Genomic DNA, 22,782 nt, shown 5'->3' on the forward strand with positions numbered 1-22,782 from the left:
TTTTCTAATTGCCGAACTAATAATCTAATGTCAACCTAAAATCATCCCAATAATAGTAGCACTCATCAACGAGGCCAGTGTGCCCGCCAACAGTGCACGCATTCCGTATTGCGAAAGCAGTACCCGACGTTTTGGTGCCAGTGCACCGATTCCGCCAATCTGAATTCCGATTGATGAGAAGTTGGCAAAACCACACAATATATAAGTCGCCATAATAATCGACTTGGTTTCGGCAAACGCACCGGCGGCTTTTAGGTCGGCTAGCGAAACATAACCGATAAATTCGGTCAGAATCAGCTTCTCGCCCAGTAAACGACCTACAACAGCAATATCCTCGGGACACACACCAATCAGCCACATAATGGGCGAAAAGGTGTAGCCTAATATAAACTGCAGCGACAGCTCATCGTATTTTCCATCGGTAATATTGGCAATAACATCGTTCAAATGCGTGATGGCACCCACTTTGGTAAATATAAAATTGAACATGGCAATAAAAGCAATAAAAGCCAAAAGCATTGCAGCCACGTTTACAGCCAGTTTTACGCCTTCTGTTGTTCCGTTTGTAATGGCATCCAGCACGTTGCTTCCAATTTTATCGCGGCTTACGTCAATCGTTTTATTAATTGCGTCGGTTGGCGGAACAAGCATTTTTGAAAAAACTATAGCTGCCGGAGCTGCCATAACCGATGCAGTAAGCAGGTGTTTGGCAAATTCAAGACGAAGTTGCGGATCATCGCCACCAAGCAAAGCAATGTATGCCGCTAAAACACCTCCTGCAAGCGTTGCCATTCCACCGGTCATTACCAGCAGAATCTCTGATTTACTCATTTTATCGAGGTAAGCTTTAATCATCAGTGGCGATTCGGTTTGTCCAAGGAAAATATTACCGGCAACAGAAAGAGCTTCTGCTCCTGAAATTCGAAGAACTCTGGTAAACACCCAAGCCAGCCCGTACACAATTTTTTGAATAATGCCCCAGTAGAATAACAAACTAGTTAAGGCCGAAAAAAAGATAATTGTTGGCAACACCTGGAAAAGAAAAATATAACCATAAGTATCGGCATCCATCAGGTCGCCCAAAAGAAAGATACTTCCCTCTTTGGTAAAGTCGAGCACCTTAACGAATATCTTTCCGAAAAACTCAAAGCCCGTTTGTACAACGGGTACATACAAAACACCAAGCGCCAGCAAAATTTGCATGGCCAAACCAATTCCAACGGTTCGCCAGGGTATATTACGGCGATCGGAACTAAATATATACCCCACAAAAACCAACACTACCATTCCTAACAATCCCCGAAAAAGGGTCATAATTGAAAAAGGCGTTTGTCGTTCTTTTGCCAAAAGAATATTTGAAGTATCGGTTTGTTGTGCTGCTGCGTCGGCTGCCGCAAGCATTGTTTCGCCGGCATGTGCCGCCAACGGTTGTATAAAGAAAATGCCGGTAATTACTACCAGCAACATTATCATGCGTTTCATATGAATATATTTCTTCTTTTTTCACCCCTATCCCTGCTTCGCAGCGATTGTCCCCTCAAGGGGACAGGAGCCCAAGGGGCGACAGGGGTGATTTTGAACTTCCTATAATCGGTTTACTTCTCTCGTTTATTCAATTCATCGCGAATAATCGATGCCTTTTCATAATCTTCGTCTTCGATGGCCTCGTTTAGCAATTCCTGCAAATCACTTGTTGAATATTGCGAATACGAAGAACCGGTCGTTTCGGGCTCTTCTTCATCCATCATACTGCGCACCGGAGAGTCTTCATCATCCGATTCCAATACAATTCCGGCTTTCTGTAAAATTTCTTCCGAGGTATAAATCGGGCATCTGAAACGTAGTGCCAAAGCAACGGCATCCGATGTGCGCGAATCAATACGAATCTCTTTGCCGTTCATCTCACACAAAAGCTCGGAATAAAAAATGCCTTCTTCCAGCTTATATATGGTTACCTCCAGCAAAGCGATATCAAATGCCAGAGCAATATTTTTTATTAAATCGTGAGTAAGTGGCCGCGGAGGTTTTAACCCTTCCAACTGAATGGCAATTGCCTGTGCTTCAACCGGTCCGATAATTATAGGAATTCTGCGTTCTCCATCTTCTTCTGCCAACACCAACGCATAAGCCCCCGATTGGGTTTGACTTACCGATAATCCTAAAATGTTTAAGCGTATTTTTTGCATGCTAACGTTTGCCCTGTATCTTTTCGACGAAAACAAATATAACAATCATTTTGGTTATGTCGGTAATTATTAAAAAGGATTTACTCAAACACTAATCTATGCTGAACAACATCGTAGTAGATATTGACAAACAGGGACAAAAGGTATTAACTTTGTATAGTTCATTATTTTTGTAGTATTTATTAACTAAAGTATTCGAACCATGAGAAAGTTAAAAGCAGACAGAGGCATACAAGGATTGATTCCGGCCATCATCTCACTTGTACTCTTCTTCTTATGTTTCATTTTTTTCGATCTCAGAGTAGCTTTTACAACACTGGGGATCCTGATTCTATTCTATTCGCTGGCATTCGGATTCTGGTCGTTTTATAAAACAGGCAATTATTACATGCTGGTGAGCACTTTCTACCTGCTATCGCTGGGCGGGGTAATGGTATTGATGAAAGTTCCTGAAAGTCTGCATGAGCCGGTCCCCCAACTCCCGGATGAATTCAAAGTTGTTCTGGTGTTTTTTTACCTCTTGTTGTTTTGGTTGATCTACGGAATGGTAACCAAACGATTTAATTACCGCGGACGAGAAGTACTGGAACTGGCGGCATGGGATGTGGAAGAAGGACCGGAATCGTACACAGAGCGGCCACGCCCCGCAGGAGTGGTTGATTACTCGAAATACGACATTATCGATTTCACAAACCACCTGAGACGCATAATGATTGGAATGACCTACGAGGAAGAAAACAGGGTATTGATTGTTCCGATAAAGTATGGGCAGGAATGGGGTGCTTTGTATAATCCCAATTTTAATTACCTGGAAAAAACCTGGATCGCTTTCAATTTCGACGGACAGGTATCGGTACATATTTCGCGAAAAGATTACCTCAATTACAAAGAAGATCTGGCATTCGATCACCTTTGCGAATCGATGGGAAAGTTGTTTATCTCCTTTGCCGATTTTTACATGCGGGGAGATAAAGTGCGGATTTTAGACCGGTTGAATTCGGTTAAACTTGGAATATTTTCATAACATGAACTTTGAAGACGCTGCCAGATTTGGCACATACATATCGAAAAACTATTCGAAAGATATTTTCAGGCTTTTGAACAATTACCGCGACATTTCAGCGTCGGAAGCTGCATCGCGACTAAGCATGCACATACAAACTGTTCAGGATTTTCTGGAAGCCATGGCCGACTTGGGAATACTTTCGAAAAAAGAAGTTACAGAACGTAAACGTCCGTATTTTCGTTATACCCTCGAAAAACAAAAAATCGCCTTCGAAATCAACCTGCTGGAAGAATTGGGAAATTCCGGCGATACCAGTTTGGAGCAATCGAAAATACGTGAAAAAAGAAATGCCGGTGTACGATTCTCTATGGCTCGCAGCGGACAGTATTTTAGCAACCTTGCTATTTGGGTTGGGAAAGGGCGCGAACGGTCTGAAAAGAAAATCAATCTTACTACTGCACAGGGGAAGTTCCTCTATAATTTGCCATTCCCTGATGGTGAACATCTGTCTCTTGAAGAGATTCGGGTAAAAGCCGGAGTTGAACCGGAGCACATGCCCGAAATCAAAGACTTGGTTGAAGATCTCATTCAATACAAAGTTATTGAAGTTATTGGCTGAGAAATAAGTTGAAAATTTCCCGGCGTTCTAAACTTTTTCTCAAAGGAATGTAGTTTTTCTTGTTTCGCTGCGACCAACAAGGTGAAAGAAAAAAAGATGAAAGTGCTGAGATCGAAGAAAAAGGAGTTCAGTGAAATGATCGAAAAACACCAGGCGATCATTCATAGAGTAACAATGGTTTATACCAATGGGCCGGCCGACCGTGAAGACCTTTTTCAGGAAATCTGCCTGCAGCTATGGAGATCGTATCCAAATTTCAGGGAGGAAGCAAAATTCAGTACCTGGATGTACAGAGTAGCACTGAATACAGCAATTAGCAACGTGCGAAAAAAGAACAGGGATATTCATTTTGAACAGCTGCTCGACAACGATCGTATGGAAACAGAATCTTCTGACGAGAAGGAACAAATTCAACTGCTGTACCGGGCTATCTCAAAATTGAACCGGATCGACAAAGCGCTGATTCTGCTTTGGCTCGACGAAAAAAGTTACGACGAAATAGCTTCGATACTGGGAATCTCGAAAACGAACGTAAGCGTAAAACTGGTTCGGATTAAGCGAAAATTGGAGGAAATGATTTTCACACAAGAGTAAAAGCCATGAACGATAAAAAATTAAAAGATATGTGGAACAAAGCAGAAACCCTGATGGAAGCTTCTGATTATAAAAGCTCGTCTATCGAACAGTTTATTTCCGGGCGCTCTAACGATACTACTCAAAAAATTAAGACCATGATCATTTTCGATCTTGTTTTAAAAGCTATCTCACTTTGTGTGCTGGCCATTGACTTTGTTCTCTATTTTGGCACCACCAACGTAATGTCGGTTACTATTGCAGGAATTGTGTTACTTCTTCCTTTAATTTTCATGCAATACAAAATGTTGAACCGCTTTTCCGAGGCGGCTGACAACGGACAAAACACTCGCGACAAGCTGGCTTACATGCTCACTTACCTAAAAACAAAGTTCTTTACTACTCTACTTTCCGTATCGGGCACTTACCTCTTCGGCTTTATCGCCGGATCGTTGGTTTATTTTTATACTGCCTACGGTTATGTGCGACCGCTCGACGGTGTAGATTTTGTGGTATTTCTAACTTTTATCCTTATAGGTATTGCTTTTAACTTCTTTGTTAACCAGGGACAGGTAAAATACCACATTAAACACCTCGAAATCTGTTTGAATGATCTAAATGACAAAAACCTGGAACTGGTTTCTGAAAACATTGAACTACAACGAAAACGCGACCGGTCCAATAAAATACTGTTGGCATTGGTTCTTGTTATCGGAATTCTACTGCTTGTTATTGTATTTAAAAACATTGGTTTTATCATCAAATAAACCGAACAAGGAACAGTGAACGTACTGTTCATCAACCAAAAATTTACTGCCATGAAAACAATAAAAACCATAAGTTGGCTATTGCTGTCTACTTTTTTATGGGTAGCAGCAGCCGGGCAGACCTTAAACGACCTGCCGAGAAAAATGACTTACGCTGTTGAAATCAGCGGTGTACTTTGCGGCTATTCCGAGTCGACCATAACTACCATTGAAAAAGATGGCCAAAAGTTACTGAGTGTGAATACAGAGGCACTGGTAAAACAACGTGCCCTGGGTGGTGATGTGGAGTTAACTATTACTGAGTCTGCCTTAATTTCTCCCGAAACCGAACTTCCGGTTTTGGTTGAACAGCGTTTTAAAACCAACGCAGAAGTGTACTCATGTGCCAGTTTTAATAACAGAGTTGCGTATTTTACTTCCGTAGAAGGTGGCGAACCTCGGGCAATTCAGTTGCCCGATGATGTTATTCTGGAGAATACTCTTTCTTATCCGCATTTGATGACCGACTTTATCCAGGGAGAAGCAAAAGAGAAAGAATACAAAGTTTTCGATGTTCAGAATGGAGAGATTATAATAAAAACTTACACTCGGATTGGAGAAGAACAACTCGAACTGAAAGGAGCCACTTATAATACAACAGTATTAGCGGAATTCAATCACCAAGCCGGCACTAGTACAAAACTCTGGCTGAATAACGAAAACAGTCACGCTTTAAAAATAAGCACTTCAAACCGTCTAATTTACCTGGCCGACGAATCCTTGAAAAAGAGCATACAAGTTGTGGATGTCGACAATTTGCTTTTTGCCCGAGTTGGTAAAGTTATTGCGAATGTTCACGCCATTTCTTCAATGAGAATTGAAGCGACCATACAATCAGAGGGTGAAATAATTACCGCTGAGAGCCTTAATTTTGCAGGGCAGAAATTCGAAGGAACTGTAAGCAATAATTTAATTGAAGGTGTATTTGAAGTTGATCGGCAACATTACACCGGCGAAAATGCGCCACCTTTTCCACCCCAATTTTCAGATGAAAAACTCGGAAAATACCTTGAACCGGAAAGATTGATGGAGTCTGATCATCCGGTTTTGATCAAAGAAGCAAAACGAATTACTCAAGATTCAAAAGATGCCTGGGAAGCTACAGTAAAACTCAGCACATGGGTTGGAGAAAATATTATAGGGGCCATTCCCGGAGGAACTTCCGCAATTAACACCTACAATACACGAGAAGGCGAATGCGGCTCCCACTCGCGATTACTGGCAGCATTTTGCCGGGCTGTTGGTATCCCGGCACGACTTTCAATTGGCTGCATGTACATTTCGTATGCAGGTGGTTGCTTTTACCAACACGCCTGGACCGAAGTTTACATGGGCGATGCCGGCTGGGTAGCTGTTGATGCTACTGCACATGAATTCGATTTTGTGGATGCCGGACATATCCGATTGGGTGAAAAAACGACCTTCAATCCGAAAGCGATGAAAATCCTGGATTATCAAATGGAAAACGAAACGGCTGATAATTCAGTGCCCGATGAATACAAAAAATACCTGGGTAATTACTTGTTTGAAGAACGAAACAGCATGTTTAAGATTCTCTATCAGGATGGTTACCTAGCTGTTGATATTCCCAACTCACAAGTATTGGCGCTTAATCCACCCGACGAGAATGGGGTGTTTTATCCTATAGTTACCAGGCAGTTGAATTTTTCTTTCGGAACCGACATCTACGGAAACATCGCAACCATGAAATTGCAACAGGTAATTCCTTTGGGTAAAAAGTTTGAGCAAAACAGCATCCCTTCCGAAATGCCGGAAGAAATGTGGCCACTTATTGGAAATTACTGGTTTGCACAGGCACAAGCCGATTTTAAAGTGATTTATGAAGACGGAGTGCTTTCTCTAATGAATCCTTTGGCAAACGAAACGGTAAGATTACCAGAACATACCGCAACCGGTTTATGGAAAGACGAAACCGGGAATAATGAAGTTGAGTTTGAGAGAAACGATGCTAATGAAGTTGTAAGAATGCTTCTGTATGTAAATTTTTATTTGAAGAAACAGATTGAACTTTAAAAACAACAGCCATGAAATACAAAGTGCACAAACTAAAAGTTAACATGAACGAAGATCAGCAACTGCTGGAGCAATTTTTAAATAATTTACGCGGCGAAGTGGTATCGATTGTACCCAATATTAAGCCAATCTTCAGGCCAATGGGAGCCACGGCCAAAGTCGATTTTCTGCTAATAATTGAAAAGCTTGTAAATTAGCTATCAATTTATTGGCATTTATTTGCTAATTATCTAAAAATAACTACTTTTGCAGTCCGAATTTTGAATCGATCAGGCTCGAATAAGTGAAATCCGATGCGATATCCGCCTGACGGTGTAAACATTAAAAGTGAAATTATGTACGCGATTGTTGAAATTGCTGGACAGCAATTCAAAGTAGAAAAAGACAAGAAACTTTTCGTACATCACCTGGATGCAGAAGAAGGTGCATCGGTTGATTTCGACAAAGTATTGCTGGTTGACAACGACGGTAAAATAGCCGTTGGAACACCAACCGTAAAAGGTGCTAAAATTACAGCCAAAGTGCTGGAACATGTAAAAGGCGAAAAAGTGATCGTTTTCAAAAAGAAACGTCGTAAGAGTTATCAGAAAATGAATGGTCACCGTCAGCAATTTACTCAAATTCAAGTAGAAACCATAGTTGGATAACGAATAAAAGAAATTTACCATGGCTCACAAAAAAGGTGTAGGTAGTTCGAAAAACGGACGCGAATCGGAAAGTAAACGACTTGGAGTAAAAATTTACGGAGGTCAGTTTGCAAAAGCTGGTAATATATTAGTTCGCCAGCGTGGTACTCAACATTTTCCTGGCGACAATGTAGGTATTGGTAAAGACCATACTTTATTTGCATTGATCGACGGAACTGTTGTATTCAGAAAGAAAAGAAATAACCGCTCATATGTATCAGTAGCTCCTATTGTTGATGCTGATGTTGCAGTTGCTGAAGCTCCTGCAAAAGCTGCTCCTAAAAAAGAAGCTGCTCCGGTTGTTGAAGAAGTAAAAGAAGAAGCTCCTAAAGCTGAAGCAAAAGCAGCAGCCGAAGGTGACGATCTTACAAAATTAACTGGTGTAGGACCAAAATTAGCTGAAGTATTAGTTGAAGGTGGTTTTACAACTTACGCTGAAGTTGCTGCAGCATCTGTTGAAGCAATTCAGAAAGTTCTTGAAGCTGCAGGAAGCCGCTACGCTTCAAAAGATCCACAACCATGGATTGAAGAAGCTAAAGGTTTAGCTTAAGATATTGATAAACCAGAGGGTTTAACCTCCCTCAAAGGAAATAAGAAACTCCTGTCGGTACCGACAGGAGTTTTTTTATGGGAATTTTCGCTTTTCTACTTTAGGGCTTTATCCAGAAAATCAACCATTATCTGGATCACTTTCGGATCGGAAAAATGACCACCGCCATGATTTGCTCCAACTATCGCATACCGGGTTGATTCTACACCTGCTTTGCGAAGTGCATTGTGCAGCAATACGCTTTGACTTGGAGAAACCAATGCATCAACAGTTCCATGAATCAAAAGAAACGGAGGATCATTTTTGTCCACATAATTTACCGGATTTGATTTGGCAACTACCTCCGGTTTATCCAAAATAGTTAACCCACTGTTTTTACCATGTACAAACATGGCTTCAGGTGCTTCTTTTGTATAGTGTGCTTCTTCGGCTGCTTTATCATAGTCGGCACCAATTTTTGTCAGGTCGCTTAATCCGAATACCACAATAGCCGCCTGTACATCGCTGCTTTGATCAAGGTTCTCTCCCACTTCAAAATCTTTTTCGCCATTTGTAGTTCCGGTCATTCCGGTTAAATAACCTCCTGCCGATTCTCCCCAAACAGCCACTTTATCCGGATTGATACCATATTTTTGCGCATTGGCACGCATAAACCGAATGGCCGCTTTGGCATCTTTTACTGCATCGCTGTACAATCCGTTGCTTGCAACATGATACTCAATACTTGCAACAACATATCCGGCTTTGGCAATTTCACAGCGGTTGTACAAACTACTGTTTTTGGGGGCAAACATAAAACCACCACCGGTTAGAAATATAACGCACGGATAATCTTTATCATTAGCCGGCCTCACAATATCCATTTTCATCGACATTGGATCGCCATCAGAACTTTTGGTTTCGTGAAAAATCACACTTTCAGTAAGTACCAGATTTTCTGGAACCTCCCTAAGCATTTTGGGAGCACCGGAAATATCTTCGAGCACAATACTGGTACTGTTATCACAAGGTTTTATTTCTTGTGGCATTAACAAACCTCCCATTCCGGGGATAGCTTTTCGTTCTTGTTTTTCTTGCTGAGCAAAAAGAACGTTTACAGAGCCTGTTAATGCAAGTACTGTTAACAGGAAAAAAGATAGTCTTCTCATAATTTTTTTATTTGTTTTATAAAAATAGCTGATTAAGTAAACACCTCTAAAAAAAAGCGGCGATTTCTTTATTTCACAATCAGGGTTTTAAACTATTGCTATTAGATAGGAAATTAGAAATAGGTTTAATCATAAAGTGCCAATTCATTTATTAAATTTGCAGCCTAATAAATGGAAAAGACATGCTCAACTTAAAATTTATTCAAGACAATCCGGAGTTAGTAGTAGAAAAACTAAAACGCAAAAATTTCGATGCTTCGGAAATTGTTTCAAATATTATAGATCTTAATACCAAAAAAAATAAGCTGCAGGGCGAAGCCGATTCGGCAAAAGCAGAAATGAATAAAATTTCGAAAGAAATTGGAATGCTTTTCCGCGAAGGCAAACACGAAGAAGCCAACGCCGCAAAAGAACGCACTGCCGAGCTAAAAGAAAACATTAAAAACTTTGATGCTGATTTTGCAGCCATCGAAGAGAAGGTTTACGAATTGCAGGTTTTATTGCCTAACTTACCTCACGAATCGGTTCCTGTTGGAAAAGGAGAAGATGACAACGAGGTGATAAAACAAGTTGGCGAGATTCCGGCAATGGACGAGAAAGCACTGCCTCACTGGGAGCTGGCAGCCAAATACAACCTGATTGATTTTGAGTTGGGTGTAAAACTTACCGGCGCAGGATTCCCGGTTTACCGCGGAAAAGGAGCTCAACTGCAACGCGCACTTATCAATTTCTTTTTAGCCGAAGCATCAAAAGCGGGTTACGAAGAAATTCAGCCGCCACTGGCAGTTAACGAAGCATCGGGTTTTGGAACCGGTCAGCTGCCCGACAAAGAGGGCCAGATGTACCACATTACTGAAGACAACCTGTACCTGATTCCTACAGCAGAAGTTCCGGTAACCAATATTTACCGCGATGTAATTTTAGATGCCAAAGACCTGCCCTATAAAAACACTGCCTACAGTGCCTGTTTCCGTCGCGAAGCCGGTTCGTACGGTAAAGATGTTCGTGGTTTGAACCGTCTGCACCAGTTCGATAAAGTAGAAATCGTACAAATTGCACACCCCGACAAATCATACGGAATTCTGGACGAAATGGTAGCACACGTTGAAGGTTTGGTGGCTAAATTGGGTTTGCCTTACCGTATCCTTCGGTTGTGTGGTGGCGATATTAGTTTTGCATCGGCCTTAACTTTCGATTTTGAAGTATTCTCGGCAGCTCAGGAAAAATGGCTGGAAGTAAGTTCGGTTTCCAACTTCGAATCGTTCCAGTCCAACCGTCTGAAATTACGTTTCCGCGAAGAAGGCGTAAAAAAACCACAAATTGCACACACGCTTAACGGAAGTGCACTGGCATTGCCACGTATTGTTGCGGCTTTGCTCGAAAACTACCAAACACCTGAAGGCATTAAAATTCCTGAGGTTCTGGTTCCGTTTACCGGTTTTGATATGATCAGCTAAAAACTCTATTCATCAGATGACTATTCGTTACAACTTATAGTCATCCGATGAATTCTCCAAGAAATAAAAAGCCCGGAAGAAAAAATCTTCCGGGCTTTTTTATGTTGAGTACCAGCGTACTCTGCTTTTATCACTTAACTTATTAAACTTCTCCGTTGGCTACCAGCCACTCAGCAATCTGAACGGCATTAAGCGCTGCCCCTTTTTTTATCTGATCGCCAACACACCAGAAAGTAATGCTGTTCGGATCAGTAACATCCTGGCGAATACGGCCAACATACACATCGTCTTTACCCGAAACGAACAACGGCATCGGATACTCGTTTTTCGCCGGATTATCGATTACTGTTAAACCTTCAAATTCCTCGAAAGCTTTTGCTACAGCCCCTGCAGAAAGTGGTCCTTCTGTTTCTACCCAAATCGCTTCAGAGTGTGCACGAGCTACCGGAATACGCACACAAGTTGCACTTACCTCAGCGTCGGTATGCATAATTTTTTTAGTCTCCCAGTTCATTTTCATCTCTTCCTTGGTGTAATCATTATCCAAGAAAACATCGATGTGCGGGATAATATTCATAGCCAGCTGATGTGCAAATTTATTTACAGTAACCGGTTTTCCTTCCACTACTTCTTTGTTTTGCTGTTCCAATTCAGCAATTCCCTGTGCACCGGCACCACTTGCAGCCTGATATGTTGCCACACGAACACGTTTGATCTTCGACATATTTTCGATAGGTTTCAGCGCCACAACCATCTGAATAGTTGAACAGTTCGGGTTCGCAATAATATTGCGCGGACGAACTTTTGAATCTTCAGGATTCACTTCAGGAACTACCAACGGCACATCGTCATCGTAACGAAATGCGCTCGAATTGTCGATCATAATTGCACCGTGTTTGGTAATTGTTTCAGCATATTCTTTCGAAACGCCGGCACCTGCCGAAGTCAGTGCAATATCAATATCTTTAAAATCGTCGCCATGTTTGAGCTCTTTCACTGTAAGCTGTTTACCCTTAAATTCGTATGTTTTGCCGGCACTTCTTGCCGATCCAAAAATTACCAACTCATCCATAGGGAAATCTCTTTCAGCAAGCACTTTCAGGAACTCCTGTCCAACAGCGCCGCTCACTCCAACAATTGCAACCTTCATGTTTTTTTAATTTTTAAAAATTTAAAGTCTTTTTCTGTCTAAATGTGCGCCAAAGTTAGTATTTTGCTTCTAATTGTAAATGCTATGAAACCCAATCTTCTAAAATTATTAACATACTCTTTCATCCTGTTTTTCAACCCGATAAATGCACAGGAAATCTGGCACGAAAGTTTTTCTGTTCCCAACAAAGGTGTTTGGGGAAATAGCGATGGAACAGGGATCAATTCGGACTTCACCGACATCACAAAATGGACACTCGATTTTAGCCAGATCACCCTCGAAAACGAAGACGATTATGCTAAAACAGTTACTACATCCGGTGGGCGTTTTGAGTGCTGCGACATCAATGGAGAAGTAATTTGGCGCTCGGAAATTATCGATATTTCAGCTTATAAGAATATTTCTATCCAATTAAATGCAAACGAAACAGGCAGCAGTACCAACGAAGAACAGAAATACTTAAGAGCATTTTACATTCTCGATCAAGGTGAAGCAAAATCTTTTGAAAGCAACGGCGATAATCGGGGAAACTGGGGGCAGGCCGTTGTCAGTCAAACCGGGCTTGTTGGAAATGATTTGCAAATCGTGGTTTATATGAATAATCATTACGCATCGAATAAAGTGATTTTGGATGAAGTGATTGTTTCGGGCGAAGAAAAGAATCCGGTTATCATCGAGCCCGGCGATATTGTTTTGAATGAGGTACTTTTTAACCCGGTTCCCGATGGTGAGGATTATGTGGAGATTTACAACAACTCGGAAAAAGAAATTCCGCTGAATAAACTTTACCTCGCCTCGCGCGACAACGATTTGGAGCTTACGCAAGTTTATGCACTAACGAGCGAAAAGCAGAAATTGCTTCCCAACGAATATCTTGCGCTAACAAAAGATACGCTTGGTGTTTTCCCTTGGTTTAGTATTTCTTGTCCCGAATGTTTTCTGCAAATGGAAAAATTCCCGTCGTTTAATAACGATGATGATTACGTGGTTTTGCTGAATAACGAAATGGAAATCATCGATGAATTTTACTACTACGAAAAAATGCATTTGCCAATTTTTTACGACCGCGAGGGTATTGCTCTCGAACGCATTTCCTTTTCGGCACCAACAAACGAAGTGCAGAACTGGCATTCAGCATCCACACAATCGGGCTACGGAACACCCGGCTATCAGAACTCTCAATTTATGAATGAGGAAGCACAAAAGATAACGGTAACTTTTCAGCCGGATGCCTTTTCGCCAAACAACGACGGTTATAACGACAATTACTCAATCGACCTTTCGATGGACAGCCCCGGATATATTTGCAATATTCTGGTATTCGATTCCGCCGGGCGCCGCCTGTGCAAACTTGCAGATAACGCTGCTTTGGGGACACACGAACAAATATCGTGGAACGGAGAAGATGAAGCAGGAAACCGCTTACCAATCGGCCCATATATTGTTATGGTTGAAGTTTTTAATACCGATGGAACCATTGAACGTTTTAAAGACGGGGTGGTTTTAACTGACCGATTTGAATAATAATTTGTAACTTTTTCAAGTTCCGGCTGACCAACAAATAAGAAAAACAAAAAACAATAACCTCATTATTAAAATGAAACGAAACTTCTTCTACTTTGCCTGGCGTGAATTTCTACGTTCGGCATCGAAAAACAAAAACATGGCCACCAAAGGTGTGCTCATCTTTTTTGCCATTTACTTTTCGCTGGTTGCTTTTTTTATGGGCTTCCAGCTTACCGAAAATTTAAAAGATCTTGAAAACCCGGTGCAGGCATTTAATGCCATGCTACTGATTTACTTCGGGTACGAGCTCGTGTTGCGAATCATGATTCAAAACCTGCCCACTTTTGGATTTCAGCCTTTTTTACTTTTACCGGTAAAACGCAAACGAATTGCGCGTTACATGCTTAACAAATCGTTGCTTCATTTTTTTAACGTTTTGCCTTTAATACTCGGGCTGCCGTTTGTTATCCGCATTGCAGCACCAACACTGGCGCCTCCCGTTTTTTGGGCATGGCTGGCAGCACTGTTTCTAATGATTTTTGTAAACCACTTTCTGGCCTTGTACATTAAGTGGCGAACCAACGAATCGGATATCCTATTCTACAGTTTCCTGGGATTAGCCGCCGGCTTAACGGCTATCGACTATTTTAATATCGTTGACCTGACCGGAGGTTTTGGAAAACTTTTCGACTTTATTGTGGCCATCCCATACGCTGCATTGATCTTCCCTCTTGCAATTGTTGCTTTGTACTTTTTAAATCAATCGTATATCAACAGTCGTTTTTATCTCGACGAACTCAGCAAAAAGAAAAAACAGGGAGCTACGCACGATTTCTCGTGGTTGAATAATATTGGCGACTATGGAAAAATGCTGTCGCTGGAGGTGAAAATGATTATGCGTAATAAACGCCCGAAAAATACAGCCATGATGTCGGTGCTGTTCCTTTTTTACGGTCTTCTTATCTATAAAACCGATGGAGCAGAAGAAGTGCCGGAATTCATCCTCGTTCTTGGCGGCATGTTTATGACTGGTGTTTTCAGCATGATGTACGGACAGTTTTTCCCGGCATGGCACGGCAAATACTATCCTTTGCTTATGGCGCAAAACGTACGAATGAAACAAGTTATCCAATCGGCCTTTTTCCTGATGGCAGTAACTAACGTTGTATATTACCTGCTTTCGCTGGGCTACATGTACATTACTCCAAAGGTGCTGTATATTCATTTAGTGGTAATGCTTTACAATGTGGGTGTAAACTCGTGGGTTATTTTTGCACTGGGCCTCAACAGTAAAAAAGCAATCGAATTAAACCAGCGGGCAGCGTTTAACTACCAGGGTGTTGGCGCTACTCAATGGTTGATGAGTTTTCCAGTAATTTTTGGACCGGTGGCACTCTACGGATTGCTTTCGTGGGCATTCGGAAGCATCACCGCATATGTCGTTTTTGGTTCGCTGGGATTGATCGGAATCATCCTTCACCCGCGCTTAATCGACTATTTTACCAGGCAGTACCTTAAACGTAAACATAAAATGATTTACAACTACAAATCAACCTAAAAAAGAATGGCTCGCAGATAGCGCTGATTTCGCAAAAACCATGATAAATAAAATCTGCGATTATTTGCGTAATCAGCGAGAAAACAATCAGAGTTAGAAAAAAATAAAAAATTAACCATATGCCGGAAGCGCGAATCTTCAAACTTCGTTCTTCCAGCTTCAAACTTTTTAAATCATGATACAAGTAAAAAACTTACAAAAAATATACAACGGAACTACTGTTCTGAATCTCGAAGAATTAAACATTGCCAAAGGCGAAGTGTTTGGCCTGGTTGGTAATAACGGTGCCGGAAAAACAACTTTCTTTTCCTTGGTGCTCGACCTGATAAGAGCCAATAAAGGCGAGGTAATAATAAACGGAATTCAGGTTTCGAAAACCGAAGAATGGAAAGAACTGGTAGCTGCCTACATCGACGAAAGTTTTACAATCGGCTACCTCACTCCCGACGAGTATTTCGAATTTATTGGCGAATTACGTGGATTGAATGCTAAAGACGTTTCCAATTTTCTGGAAGATTACACCGACTTTTTTAAGGATGAAATTTTGGGTAAAAAGAAATTTATCCGCGACCTGTCGAAAGGAAACCAGAAGAAAGTTGGCGTAGTTGGTGCCCTGCTCGGAAACCCGGAGGTAATAATTTTAGACGAACCATTTGCGAACCTCGACCCGTCGTCGCAGTACCAACTCCGGAATATCATTAAGGAATTTTCGAAACAAAAGGAGAAAACACTTTTGATCTCGAGTCACGACCTCGACCATGTGGCCGATGTTTGTTCGCGCATAGTTATTCTGGATAAGGGCGAAGTAGTTCGCGATGTGGAGAAAACAGAATCGACACTGGCCGATTTGGAAGAATTCTTTACCGGAGTGCGCAAAGAAGAATCGCTGGCCGACTAGTGTTGTGTCATTTCAAAAATGACACAACACCAGAAAATACCCCCACTCACCATATATTATATGCTGTACAATAGGAGAATAGGATTAAGTTAGATTTTTCACTATTTTTATTTTCCTTTAAAAATGGTTTTGAACGAATGGAAAATCACGATCAGCAAATTGAACAGGCCTATTCTAAAATGGCACAACTCTGCAGCCGTTCGGAGCAATGCTCTGCAGATATCCGTAAAAAAATACTGACTTACGAAATTGTAGATGAAATTGTAGACGAGATCATCGAAAAACTGATCGCTGAAAAGTACATCGACGACGAACGATTTGCCAGAGCCTATGTGAACGACAAATTCAAATTCAACAAATGGGGCCGTGTAAAAATGCGCTTTTACCTGCGCCAAAAAGGGCTTTCGGATGCCACCATTGAAAAAGGCCTTGAAAAAATTGATGAAGAAAAATACATAAAAGTGCTGGTAAAAACCATGAAAGACAAAGCCAAAACCATTAAGAAGAAAGACAAATTCACCAAAATGGGGCAGATCATTCGTTACACGCAAGGACGTGGTTTTGAACCTGAATTAATTCATCGTTATCTGAATGAAGTTTTGGAATAAAAGTATATTATTAAACATATATTTTCACATTATTTTTCCCTTGCGAATAACTAATATTACTCCCGTTTAATTCATTTTTCTCTAAATAATGCTTTGCATAAATCCGACTAACATGCGCACCAGCCTTTTTATTCTGTTTCTATTGTCGTTCCATTTTGTTTTTTCACAAAACCAAATTAAAAAATCACCCACGCCCAATTGGGTTAATTCTATTTCGTTTGAAGACAAAGATGTAAATTCTGAAAATGGCGGATTTCAATACCTTCTGCTCGACTATCAGGACAATTTTCCGGAGGAGGCTTCCTATAAACATATTGCAATAAAACTGCTTAATTCAAATGGAATTCAATCTAACTCTGATGTATCAGTTGTATTCGATCCCTCTTATCAAAAAATATATTTCCATTCATTGCAAATCATCCGAAACGGAGAGGTTATCGATAAGCTAAATCTTAACAACTTTCAAATCATTCAAAGAGAAACCAGTCTCGACAGATCGTTGTATGACGGTTCCTTAACTGCTTACGTAAACCTTACGGATGTAAGAGAAAACGACATAATTGAATATTCCTACACAACAAAAGGATTCAACCCGATTTACGATGGAAAAGTTTCCGGTACTGTTTACCACCAATATGCTATTCCTGTTAATCACATTTATACACGGTTGCTAACAGATAAACATGATCATTTCGATTTTAAATTGTATAGCGATGCAAGTAACCCTGAAATTAAAGAATATTCGGGTATTCGCGAATACGTATGGAATGTGAATGCGCTGGATTTTAAACTGTATGAGAATAATTCTCCGCCATGGATCGACATTCACAAAAAAGTATCGTTCACAACCATACGAAACTGGGAAGAAGTAGTAAACTGGGCACTACCCTTATATACCTACCCTAAGGAATCAGTAAAAGAAATAGCGCGTTCGATTCCGCAAAAGAAAGACACAAAAGCTACGATTACTTCGTACATCCGGTTTGTTCAAAATAAAATCCGGTACCTTGGATTCGAAGACGGAATCAATGCATTCAGGCCACACAGTCCTGAAAAGGTTTTTAACCAAAGATTTGGAGATTGTAAGGATAAATCGCTGCTCTTGGTTTCGCTGCTTCGAAATATCGGCGTAGAAGCTTATCCGTGCCTGATAAATTCTTATTTAAAGGATTCCATATTTAGCGAACTCCCTTCAGTAAATGCATTTAACCACTGCATTGTAAATTTCAACTACGAGGGTAAAACCTATTTTGTCGATCCAACTATCTCTGATCAGGAAGGAGATCTGGATAATTTATCGGTGCCTGACTATGGTTATGGGCTCTTGATTAAATCAAACGAAACAACACTTAAAGCCATTGCCCCTACCCCAAATCCGAGCGTTAAAGTAAAAGAAATAATAACCTTAGATTCAATTAACGGTAACGCCACCTTTTGGGTAACAACAACCTATACGGGTTCTAAAGCCGATGCAACCAGAAGTTACTTTAATTCAAGCTCCAGAGAGTCGATAAAACAGGACTACACTGAATTCTATCGTTACCTGTATCCCAGAATTGAGACTGCCAACATAGTCGACATTATTGAAGACGACAGCATCAAAAATACAGTTGTTGTGCGCGAAAGCTATACGATAAACAAGATATGGGAAGATGGAACTTCGGGCAATACCATTTATTGCGACATTTACCCGATTGTACTCGAACCCTACATCGAATATACAAAAGCCACCAACCGCAAAATCCCTTATTACCTGGGAGACCCGTTCACGTATGAACAAACCACTGAAATTAATATGCCAGAAACATGGAACGGAGATAACATGGAAATTTCGGTTGATGGTAAGTATATGAAATACTCGAATACGACTAATTGCAAGGGATCAAAGATTACAGTAACACACGATTATGCGTTGCTTCAGTCTACTGTTCCGGGCGATTCAATTGAAACCTTTTTAAACCATATTGAAGAAATAAAAAACGAACTTCATTATTACCTTACCTACGATCCTGATCGCGCCAAATTTAAAGTGAGCTGGATTTCTGTATTGCTGGTGTTACTTTCAGTCGGTTTAACCACTTCTTTGTCTGTATTTCTTTACAATCGTTATAATCCAGCTCCTCAGGAACCTGATACCAACAAAGCAATTGGGGGATGGATGGTTTTACCTTTAATCGGGTTATGTCTTACTCCTTTTCTGCTTCTTTTTCAGATTTTCTCACAAGATTTCTTTAACCACAACATCTGGGTCGGCGTGTATAATGCAGAAACAGAGCTTCCTTCGACATTTTTATTTGTTCTTGGAGGAGAATTAATCTATAACGTATTTCAACTTACGTTTTCAATTTTTCTTATGGTTCTTTTTTTTAAGAAAAGAACCAGTCTCCCTCATTTGATTTCTATTTTCTACATTATAATTTTGGTTGGTGCCGTAGGAGATTTTCTTGCACTAAAATTTTTACTTCCGGATTTATATGCACAATCCGATCCCGAAGAAAGCTTTAAACTGATTTTAAGAGCTTTTGTAGGAGCGGTAATATGGGTTCCGTATTTTCAAATTTCAGAACGCGTTAAAGAAACCTTTACTAAAACAAGCAAAAACAAAACACGGGAACTAAGTACTGTACAAAATCAAACCATTTAAAGCCTTTATCTTTGCAGGAAAGACTTTAAACTCCGAACTTTTCATCGTACATTTGCGTCCTATTAAAAAACGTAAACAATGATTTTAAAGGAACAGGTAAAAGACCTTGTTGAGCGCCGGGATGCGCTGAGGAGGCATCTTTGACTACGATGCAAAGTTAATTGAGCAGGAAGAAGAAGAATTAAAAACCCAGGATCCTGAATTCTGGAATAATCCCAAAGAAGCCGAAGCCCAAATGAAAAAGATCCGCACTATAAAAGTGTGGACCGAAGGCTTTAAAAAAGTACACGAAGCCACCGAAGATTTCCTTGTGCTATACGAGTTTTTCGAGCTAGAAGAGGCCAGCGAAGAAGAAGTTGATAAGGCTTATACCGAAACGCTAACGCTAATTGAAGAGCTGGAAACACAAAATATGCTTCGTAACGAAGAAGACCGCCTGGGAGCCGTGTTACGCATAAATGCAGGTGCCGGCGGTACCGAAAGTAACGACTGGGCCGACATGCTGTTTCGGATGTACACGCGCTGGATTGAAAAGCAAGGCTACAAAATGAAAATCGCCGACATGCAGGGCGGCGACGAGGTGGGTATAAAAAGCTGCACCATCGAAATTGAAGGTGAATTTGCCTACGGATATCTGAAAAGCGAAAACGGGGTTCACCGCCTGGTTCGCTTGTCGCCATTTAATGCCCAAAACAAACGAATGACTTCATTCACTTCGGTGTATGTGGCACCACTGGTTGACGACACCATCGAAATAGAGATCAATCCGGCAGATATTACCTGGGATACTTTCCGAAGCGGAGGTGCCGGCGGGCAGAACGTAAACAAAGTGGAAACCGGTGTACGGTTACGACACGCTCCTACCGGAATTACCATTGAAAATACCGAAAGCCGCTCGCAACTGGGTAACAAAGAAAATGCTTTAAGGCTTTTAAAATCGCAGCTTTACGAAATGGAACTGCGTAAACGCCACGAAAAAACCGCTGAGATAGAATCGGCGAAAAAGAAAATTGAATGGGGCTCACAAATCCGTTCGTATGTGCTGCAACCCTACAAAATGGTAAAAGACTTACGTACCAATTTTGAATCGGGAAATGTTAACGCAGTACTCGATGGCGAACTCGACGGATTTATCAAAGCCTATTTAATGGAATTTGGCGGGCAATAAATCGCCGAAAACCCGCTTTATTCTTGCTTTTTTCGCTGTCTTTTTACATCTTGTAAAGGTCGTCGTGTAATTTAATAACCGTTCAATTCTTCATTCAATATGTACTCAAAAGAAAAGTTCATAAACCGCGAAATAAGTTGGTTATCGTTTAACGAAAGAGTGCTTCAGGAAGCTCAGGATCCGGAAACACCGCTTTTCGAACGTATTCGTTTTATCGGAATTTTCTCGAATAACCTCGATGAATTTTTCAGAGTGCGCGTGGCAGCTGTCCGACGGATGGTTGCGCTTGGCCGTGATGAAGAAAACCTTCTGGGAGAGATGACGCCGGAAGAATTGCACAACAAAATACAGGAGATTGTATATGAACAGCAAAATAAGGTTCAGGAGATTTATGCCAATATTCTGGAAGAGCTGGAAGAGAACAATATCTTCATCATTGAAGAAAAGGACCTGACAGAAAAACAAGGCGAGTTTGTGCGTAATTACTTTTACGATAAAGTATTGCCCAACCTGGTGCCAATAATGCTGAGCAAAAAGAATAAGTTCCCTTATTTGCGTGATCGCTCGGTTTACCTGGCCGTTAAGCTTTGGAAAAAGGAAGACCCTGAAGATCTGGCCTATTCTCTGATCCGAATTCCGGGCCGCTCGGTACCGCGTTTTTTGGTGCTGCCTGAGGAGAATGGCAAACAGTTCGTACTTTATCTCGACGATATTATTCGTTTCTGCATGGCCGACATTTTCTTCTATTTTGATTACGACATGTATGGGGCTTATACCATAAAAATTACGCGCGATGCTGAGTTGGACCTCGACGATGACATCTCTAAAAGTTTTGTGGAAAAAATGAGCCACAGCCTGAAAAAGCGTAAAAAAGGAAAGCCGGTTCGTTTACTTTACGACCGGGAAATGCCCGATGATCTGCTCGATTTTTTACTAAAAAAAATGAGGTTGGCAAAAAGTGATGCAGTCCCGGGTGGCCGGTACCACAATCATAAGGACTTTATGAATTTTCCCGAGATCGGCAAAAAAGAACATTACTATACCAACCTGCCTCCTTCCCGCCACAAAGACCTGCCTCCTTTTACCAGTATCCTGAAAATGATGCGCCAAAAGGATATTCTGTTGCATTTCCCATACCACACCTTTAATCATGTTCTCGATTTTCTGCGCGAAGCAGCAATCGATCCTCAGGTGAAAGAAATAGGACTTACGATTTATCGTGTTGCCGCCGACTCGAAAGTTGTGAATGCACTATTAAACGCCGTAAGAAACGGGAAAAAGGTTACCGTAGTTGTGGAGCTTCAGGCACGTTTCGACGAAGAGGCGAATATACTCTGGTCCAACAAGCTACAGGAAGAAGGCGCCAATGTAATAAACGGTGTTCCCGGGATGAAAGTACACAGCAAGTTGGTGTGGGTTCAGCGAAAAGAAGAGGGTAAAATGCGTAACTACGCGTACATTGGCACAGGGAACTTCCACGAAGGGACAGCAAGGGTTTATACCGATAAAGGCTTGCTTACAGCCGATTCGCGACTGGCTGACGAAGTGGAAAAAGTATTTATGTTTTTCAAACAAAACTACCTGCATTTCGGGTATGAGCACCTGGTAGTAAGTCCGTTCTCGATGCGCAAACACTTTGTAAAAAATATAAATCGTGAAATAGAGCTGGCCAAACAGGGAAAACCTGCGTGGATGATCCTGAAAATGAATAGCCTTATTGATCCGGGAATGATGATTAAGCTGTACGAAGCTTCCCAGGCCGGTGTTAAAATACAGCTGATTATACGTGGCATTTTCGGAATGCAGATAGGATTGGATGGCTACAGCGAAAATATAACCGCCATTAGCATTGTGGATAAATACCTTGAACACACACGACTGTTCTTGTTTGGTGCCGATGGCGAAGAAAAAATGTACATCTCATCAGCCGACTGGATGTCGCGCAATCTGAACCGAAGAATAGAGGTGGCCTGCCCTATTTACAACGAGTCGATTAAAGCGGAATTAAAAGAACAACTACTCATTCAGTTAAAAGATAATTCAAAAGCCCGGATACTCGATCCGAAACTATTAAACACTTACTCCGACGGAGAAACAGATAAAAAATACCGGGCGCAGGAGGACTTCTACAATTACATTAAATCGATCTCAGAAACAGAAACAGAAACAGAAAATAATTAAATAC

General features: G+C 41.1%; 20 protein-coding genes. 16 read left to right on the top strand and 4 right to left on the bottom strand.

What is annotated here, in order from left to right; genetic code table 11:
- Positions 1 to 30: 30 nt before the first annotated feature.
- Positions 31 to 1,482 carry a NupC/NupG family nucleoside CNT transporter gene (locus tag LH29_RS22155; RefSeq protein WP_045033524.1) on the bottom strand — a complete coding sequence of 484 codons (1,452 nt, stop codon included), beginning with the start codon at positions 1,480 to 1,482 and terminating at the stop codon, positions 31 to 33.
- A gap of 113 nt (positions 1,483 to 1,595) precedes the next feature.
- Positions 1,596 to 2,186: a bifunctional nuclease family protein gene (locus LH29_RS22160; protein ID WP_045033525.1), complete on the bottom strand. Its 591-nt coding sequence runs from the start codon at positions 2,184 to 2,186 to the stop codon at positions 1,596 to 1,598.
- A gap of 202 nt (positions 2,187 to 2,388) precedes the next feature.
- Here LH29_RS22160 and LH29_RS22165 point away from each other — a divergent pair, with 202 nt between their 5' ends.
- From LH29_RS22165 to rpmA, 8 genes are all read left to right on the top strand, one after another.
- Complete coding sequence (locus LH29_RS22165; RefSeq protein ID WP_045033526.1) at positions 2,389 to 3,210, top strand: hypothetical protein; 822 nt, start codon at positions 2,389 to 2,391, stop codon at positions 3,208 to 3,210.
- A 1-nt stretch (position 3,211) separates the two neighbouring features.
- Positions 3,212 to 3,811, top strand: a complete 600-nt coding sequence (locus LH29_RS22170) for a helix-turn-helix transcriptional regulator (protein ID WP_045033527.1) — start codon at positions 3,212 to 3,214, stop codon at positions 3,809 to 3,811.
- 96 nt (positions 3,812 to 3,907) lie between these two features.
- Entirely contained in the window at positions 3,908 to 4,405 is a 498-nt protein-coding gene (locus tag LH29_RS22175; protein ID WP_045033587.1) for an RNA polymerase sigma factor, read from the top strand.
- Between the two features lie 5 nt (positions 4,406 to 4,410).
- Positions 4,411 to 5,151 carry a hypothetical protein gene (locus tag LH29_RS22180; protein ID WP_045033528.1) on the top strand — a complete coding sequence of 247 codons (741 nt, stop codon included), beginning with the start codon at positions 4,411 to 4,413 and terminating at the stop codon, positions 5,149 to 5,151.
- A gap of 51 nt (positions 5,152 to 5,202) precedes the next feature.
- A complete protein-coding gene (locus LH29_RS22185; RefSeq protein WP_157493799.1) occupies positions 5,203 to 7,224 on the top strand; it encodes a transglutaminase-like domain-containing protein in 2,022 nt (673 codons plus the stop codon).
- 11 nt (positions 7,225 to 7,235) lie between these two features.
- Positions 7,236 to 7,421 (top strand): hypothetical protein, encoded by a 186-nt coding sequence (locus LH29_RS22190; RefSeq protein ID WP_045033530.1) that lies wholly within the window; start codon positions 7,236 to 7,238, stop codon positions 7,419 to 7,421.
- 138 nt (positions 7,422 to 7,559) lie between these two features.
- Positions 7,560 to 7,871: a 50S ribosomal protein L21 gene (gene rplU / locus LH29_RS22195; protein ID WP_045033588.1), complete on the top strand. Its 312-nt coding sequence runs from the start codon at positions 7,560 to 7,562 to the stop codon at positions 7,869 to 7,871.
- Between the two features lie 19 nt (positions 7,872 to 7,890).
- The gene (rpmA, locus tag LH29_RS25215) at positions 7,891 to 8,460 is read left to right on the top strand and encodes a 50S ribosomal protein L27 (RefSeq protein ID WP_198152551.1); all 570 of its coding nucleotides are present in this window, start codon (positions 7,891 to 7,893) and stop codon (positions 8,458 to 8,460) included.
- Positions 8,461 to 8,555: 95 nt separating this feature from the next.
- Here the strand turns inward: rpmA and LH29_RS22205 are convergent, their stop codons facing one another.
- A complete protein-coding gene (locus LH29_RS22205; protein WP_052671176.1) occupies positions 8,556 to 9,608 on the bottom strand; it encodes an alpha/beta hydrolase in 1,053 nt (350 codons plus the stop codon).
- A gap of 182 nt (positions 9,609 to 9,790) precedes the next feature.
- On the opposite strand from LH29_RS22205, the gene serS reads away from it, so the two are divergent.
- Entirely contained in the window at positions 9,791 to 11,065 is a 1,275-nt protein-coding gene (gene serS, locus LH29_RS22210) for a serine--tRNA ligase (RefSeq protein WP_045033531.1), read from the top strand.
- A gap of 142 nt (positions 11,066 to 11,207) precedes the next feature.
- Here serS and LH29_RS22215 read toward each other — a convergent pair whose 3' ends face one another.
- The gene (locus LH29_RS22215; RefSeq protein WP_045033532.1) at positions 11,208 to 12,215 is read right to left on the bottom strand and encodes an aspartate-semialdehyde dehydrogenase; all 1,008 of its coding nucleotides are present in this window, start codon (positions 12,213 to 12,215) and stop codon (positions 11,208 to 11,210) included.
- Between the two features lie 84 nt (positions 12,216 to 12,299).
- Here LH29_RS22215 and LH29_RS22220 point away from each other — a divergent pair, with 84 nt between their 5' ends.
- The 7 genes from LH29_RS22220 to ppk1 all read left to right on the top strand — a co-directional run bounded on the left by LH29_RS22220 (position 12,300) and on the right by ppk1 (position 22,778).
- Positions 12,300 to 13,739: a lamin tail domain-containing protein gene (locus LH29_RS22220; RefSeq protein ID WP_198152552.1), complete on the top strand. Its 1,440-nt coding sequence runs from the start codon at positions 12,300 to 12,302 to the stop codon at positions 13,737 to 13,739.
- A gap of 73 nt (positions 13,740 to 13,812) precedes the next feature.
- Positions 13,813 to 15,279, top strand: a complete 1,467-nt coding sequence (locus LH29_RS22225) for a DUF5687 family protein (protein WP_045033534.1) — start codon at positions 13,813 to 13,815, stop codon at positions 15,277 to 15,279.
- 175 nt (positions 15,280 to 15,454) lie between these two features.
- On the top strand, positions 15,455 to 16,177 hold the full coding sequence (locus tag LH29_RS22230; RefSeq protein WP_045033535.1) for an ABC transporter ATP-binding protein: 723 nt from the start codon (positions 15,455 to 15,457) through the stop codon (positions 16,175 to 16,177).
- A gap of 137 nt (positions 16,178 to 16,314) precedes the next feature.
- Positions 16,315 to 16,785: a regulatory protein RecX gene (locus LH29_RS22235; RefSeq protein WP_045033536.1), complete on the top strand. Its 471-nt coding sequence runs from the start codon at positions 16,315 to 16,317 to the stop codon at positions 16,783 to 16,785.
- A 112-nt stretch (positions 16,786 to 16,897) separates the two neighbouring features.
- Complete coding sequence (locus LH29_RS22240) at positions 16,898 to 19,429, top strand: DUF3857 domain-containing protein (protein ID WP_045033537.1); 2,532 nt, start codon at positions 16,898 to 16,900, stop codon at positions 19,427 to 19,429.
- A gap of 78 nt (positions 19,430 to 19,507) precedes the next feature.
- A protein-coding gene (gene prfB / locus LH29_RS22245) for a peptide chain release factor 2 (RefSeq protein ID WP_157493800.1) occupies positions 19,508 to 20,597 on the top strand; the annotation gives its coding sequence in 2 pieces (ribosomal slippage) (positions 19,508 to 19,570 and positions 19,572 to 20,597; 1,089 coding nt in all).
- 99 nt (positions 20,598 to 20,696) lie between these two features.
- A complete protein-coding gene (gene ppk1 / locus LH29_RS22250) occupies positions 20,697 to 22,778 on the top strand; it encodes a polyphosphate kinase 1 (RefSeq protein ID WP_045033539.1) in 2,082 nt (693 codons plus the stop codon).
- The last annotated feature ends 4 nt before the right edge of the window (positions 22,779 to 22,782 follow it).

Origin of the sequence: Draconibacterium sediminis, assembly GCF_000949475.1 — a bacterium.
In the GTDB taxonomy this organism is placed as follows: Bacteria; Bacteroidota; Bacteroidia; order Bacteroidales; family Prolixibacteraceae; genus Draconibacterium; species Draconibacterium sediminis.

Coding starts and splice junctions, on each gene's coding strand:
- LH29_RS22155 (WP_045033524.1), bottom strand. CDS start 1,482: ATGAAACGCATGATAATGTTGCTGGTAGTAATTACCGGCATTTTCTTT.
- LH29_RS22160 (WP_045033525.1), bottom strand. CDS start 2,186: ATGCAAAAAATACGCTTAAACATTTTAGGATTATCGGTAAGTCAAACC.
- LH29_RS22165 (WP_045033526.1), top strand. CDS start 2,389: ATGAGAAAGTTAAAAGCAGACAGAGGCATACAAGGATTGATTCCGGCC.
- LH29_RS22170 (WP_045033527.1), top strand. CDS start 3,212: ATGAACTTTGAAGACGCTGCCAGATTTGGCACATACATATCGAAAAAC.
- LH29_RS22175 (WP_045033587.1), top strand. CDS start 3,908: ATGAAAGTGCTGAGATCGAAGAAAAAGGAGTTCAGTGAAATGATCGAA.
- LH29_RS22180 (WP_045033528.1), top strand. CDS start 4,411: ATGAACGATAAAAAATTAAAAGATATGTGGAACAAAGCAGAAACCCTG.
- LH29_RS22185 (WP_157493799.1), top strand. CDS start 5,203: ATGAAAACAATAAAAACCATAAGTTGGCTATTGCTGTCTACTTTTTTA.
- LH29_RS22190 (WP_045033530.1), top strand. CDS start 7,236: ATGAAATACAAAGTGCACAAACTAAAAGTTAACATGAACGAAGATCAG.
- rplU (WP_045033588.1), top strand. CDS start 7,560: ATGTACGCGATTGTTGAAATTGCTGGACAGCAATTCAAAGTAGAAAAA.
- rpmA (WP_198152551.1), top strand. CDS start 7,891: ATGGCTCACAAAAAAGGTGTAGGTAGTTCGAAAAACGGACGCGAATCG.
- LH29_RS22205 (WP_052671176.1), bottom strand. CDS start 9,608: ATGAGAAGACTATCTTTTTTCCTGTTAACAGTACTTGCATTAACAGGC.
- serS (WP_045033531.1), top strand. CDS start 9,791: ATGCTCAACTTAAAATTTATTCAAGACAATCCGGAGTTAGTAGTAGAA.
- LH29_RS22215 (WP_045033532.1), bottom strand. CDS start 12,215: ATGAAGGTTGCAATTGTTGGAGTGAGCGGCGCTGTTGGACAGGAGTTC.
- LH29_RS22220 (WP_198152552.1), top strand. CDS start 12,300: ATGAAACCCAATCTTCTAAAATTATTAACATACTCTTTCATCCTGTTT.
- LH29_RS22225 (WP_045033534.1), top strand. CDS start 13,813: ATGAAACGAAACTTCTTCTACTTTGCCTGGCGTGAATTTCTACGTTCG.
- LH29_RS22230 (WP_045033535.1), top strand. CDS start 15,455: ATGATACAAGTAAAAAACTTACAAAAAATATACAACGGAACTACTGTT.
- LH29_RS22235 (WP_045033536.1), top strand. CDS start 16,315: ATGGAAAATCACGATCAGCAAATTGAACAGGCCTATTCTAAAATGGCA.
- LH29_RS22240 (WP_045033537.1), top strand. CDS start 16,898: ATGCGCACCAGCCTTTTTATTCTGTTTCTATTGTCGTTCCATTTTGTT.
- ppk1 (WP_045033539.1), top strand. CDS start 20,697: ATGTACTCAAAAGAAAAGTTCATAAACCGCGAAATAAGTTGGTTATCG.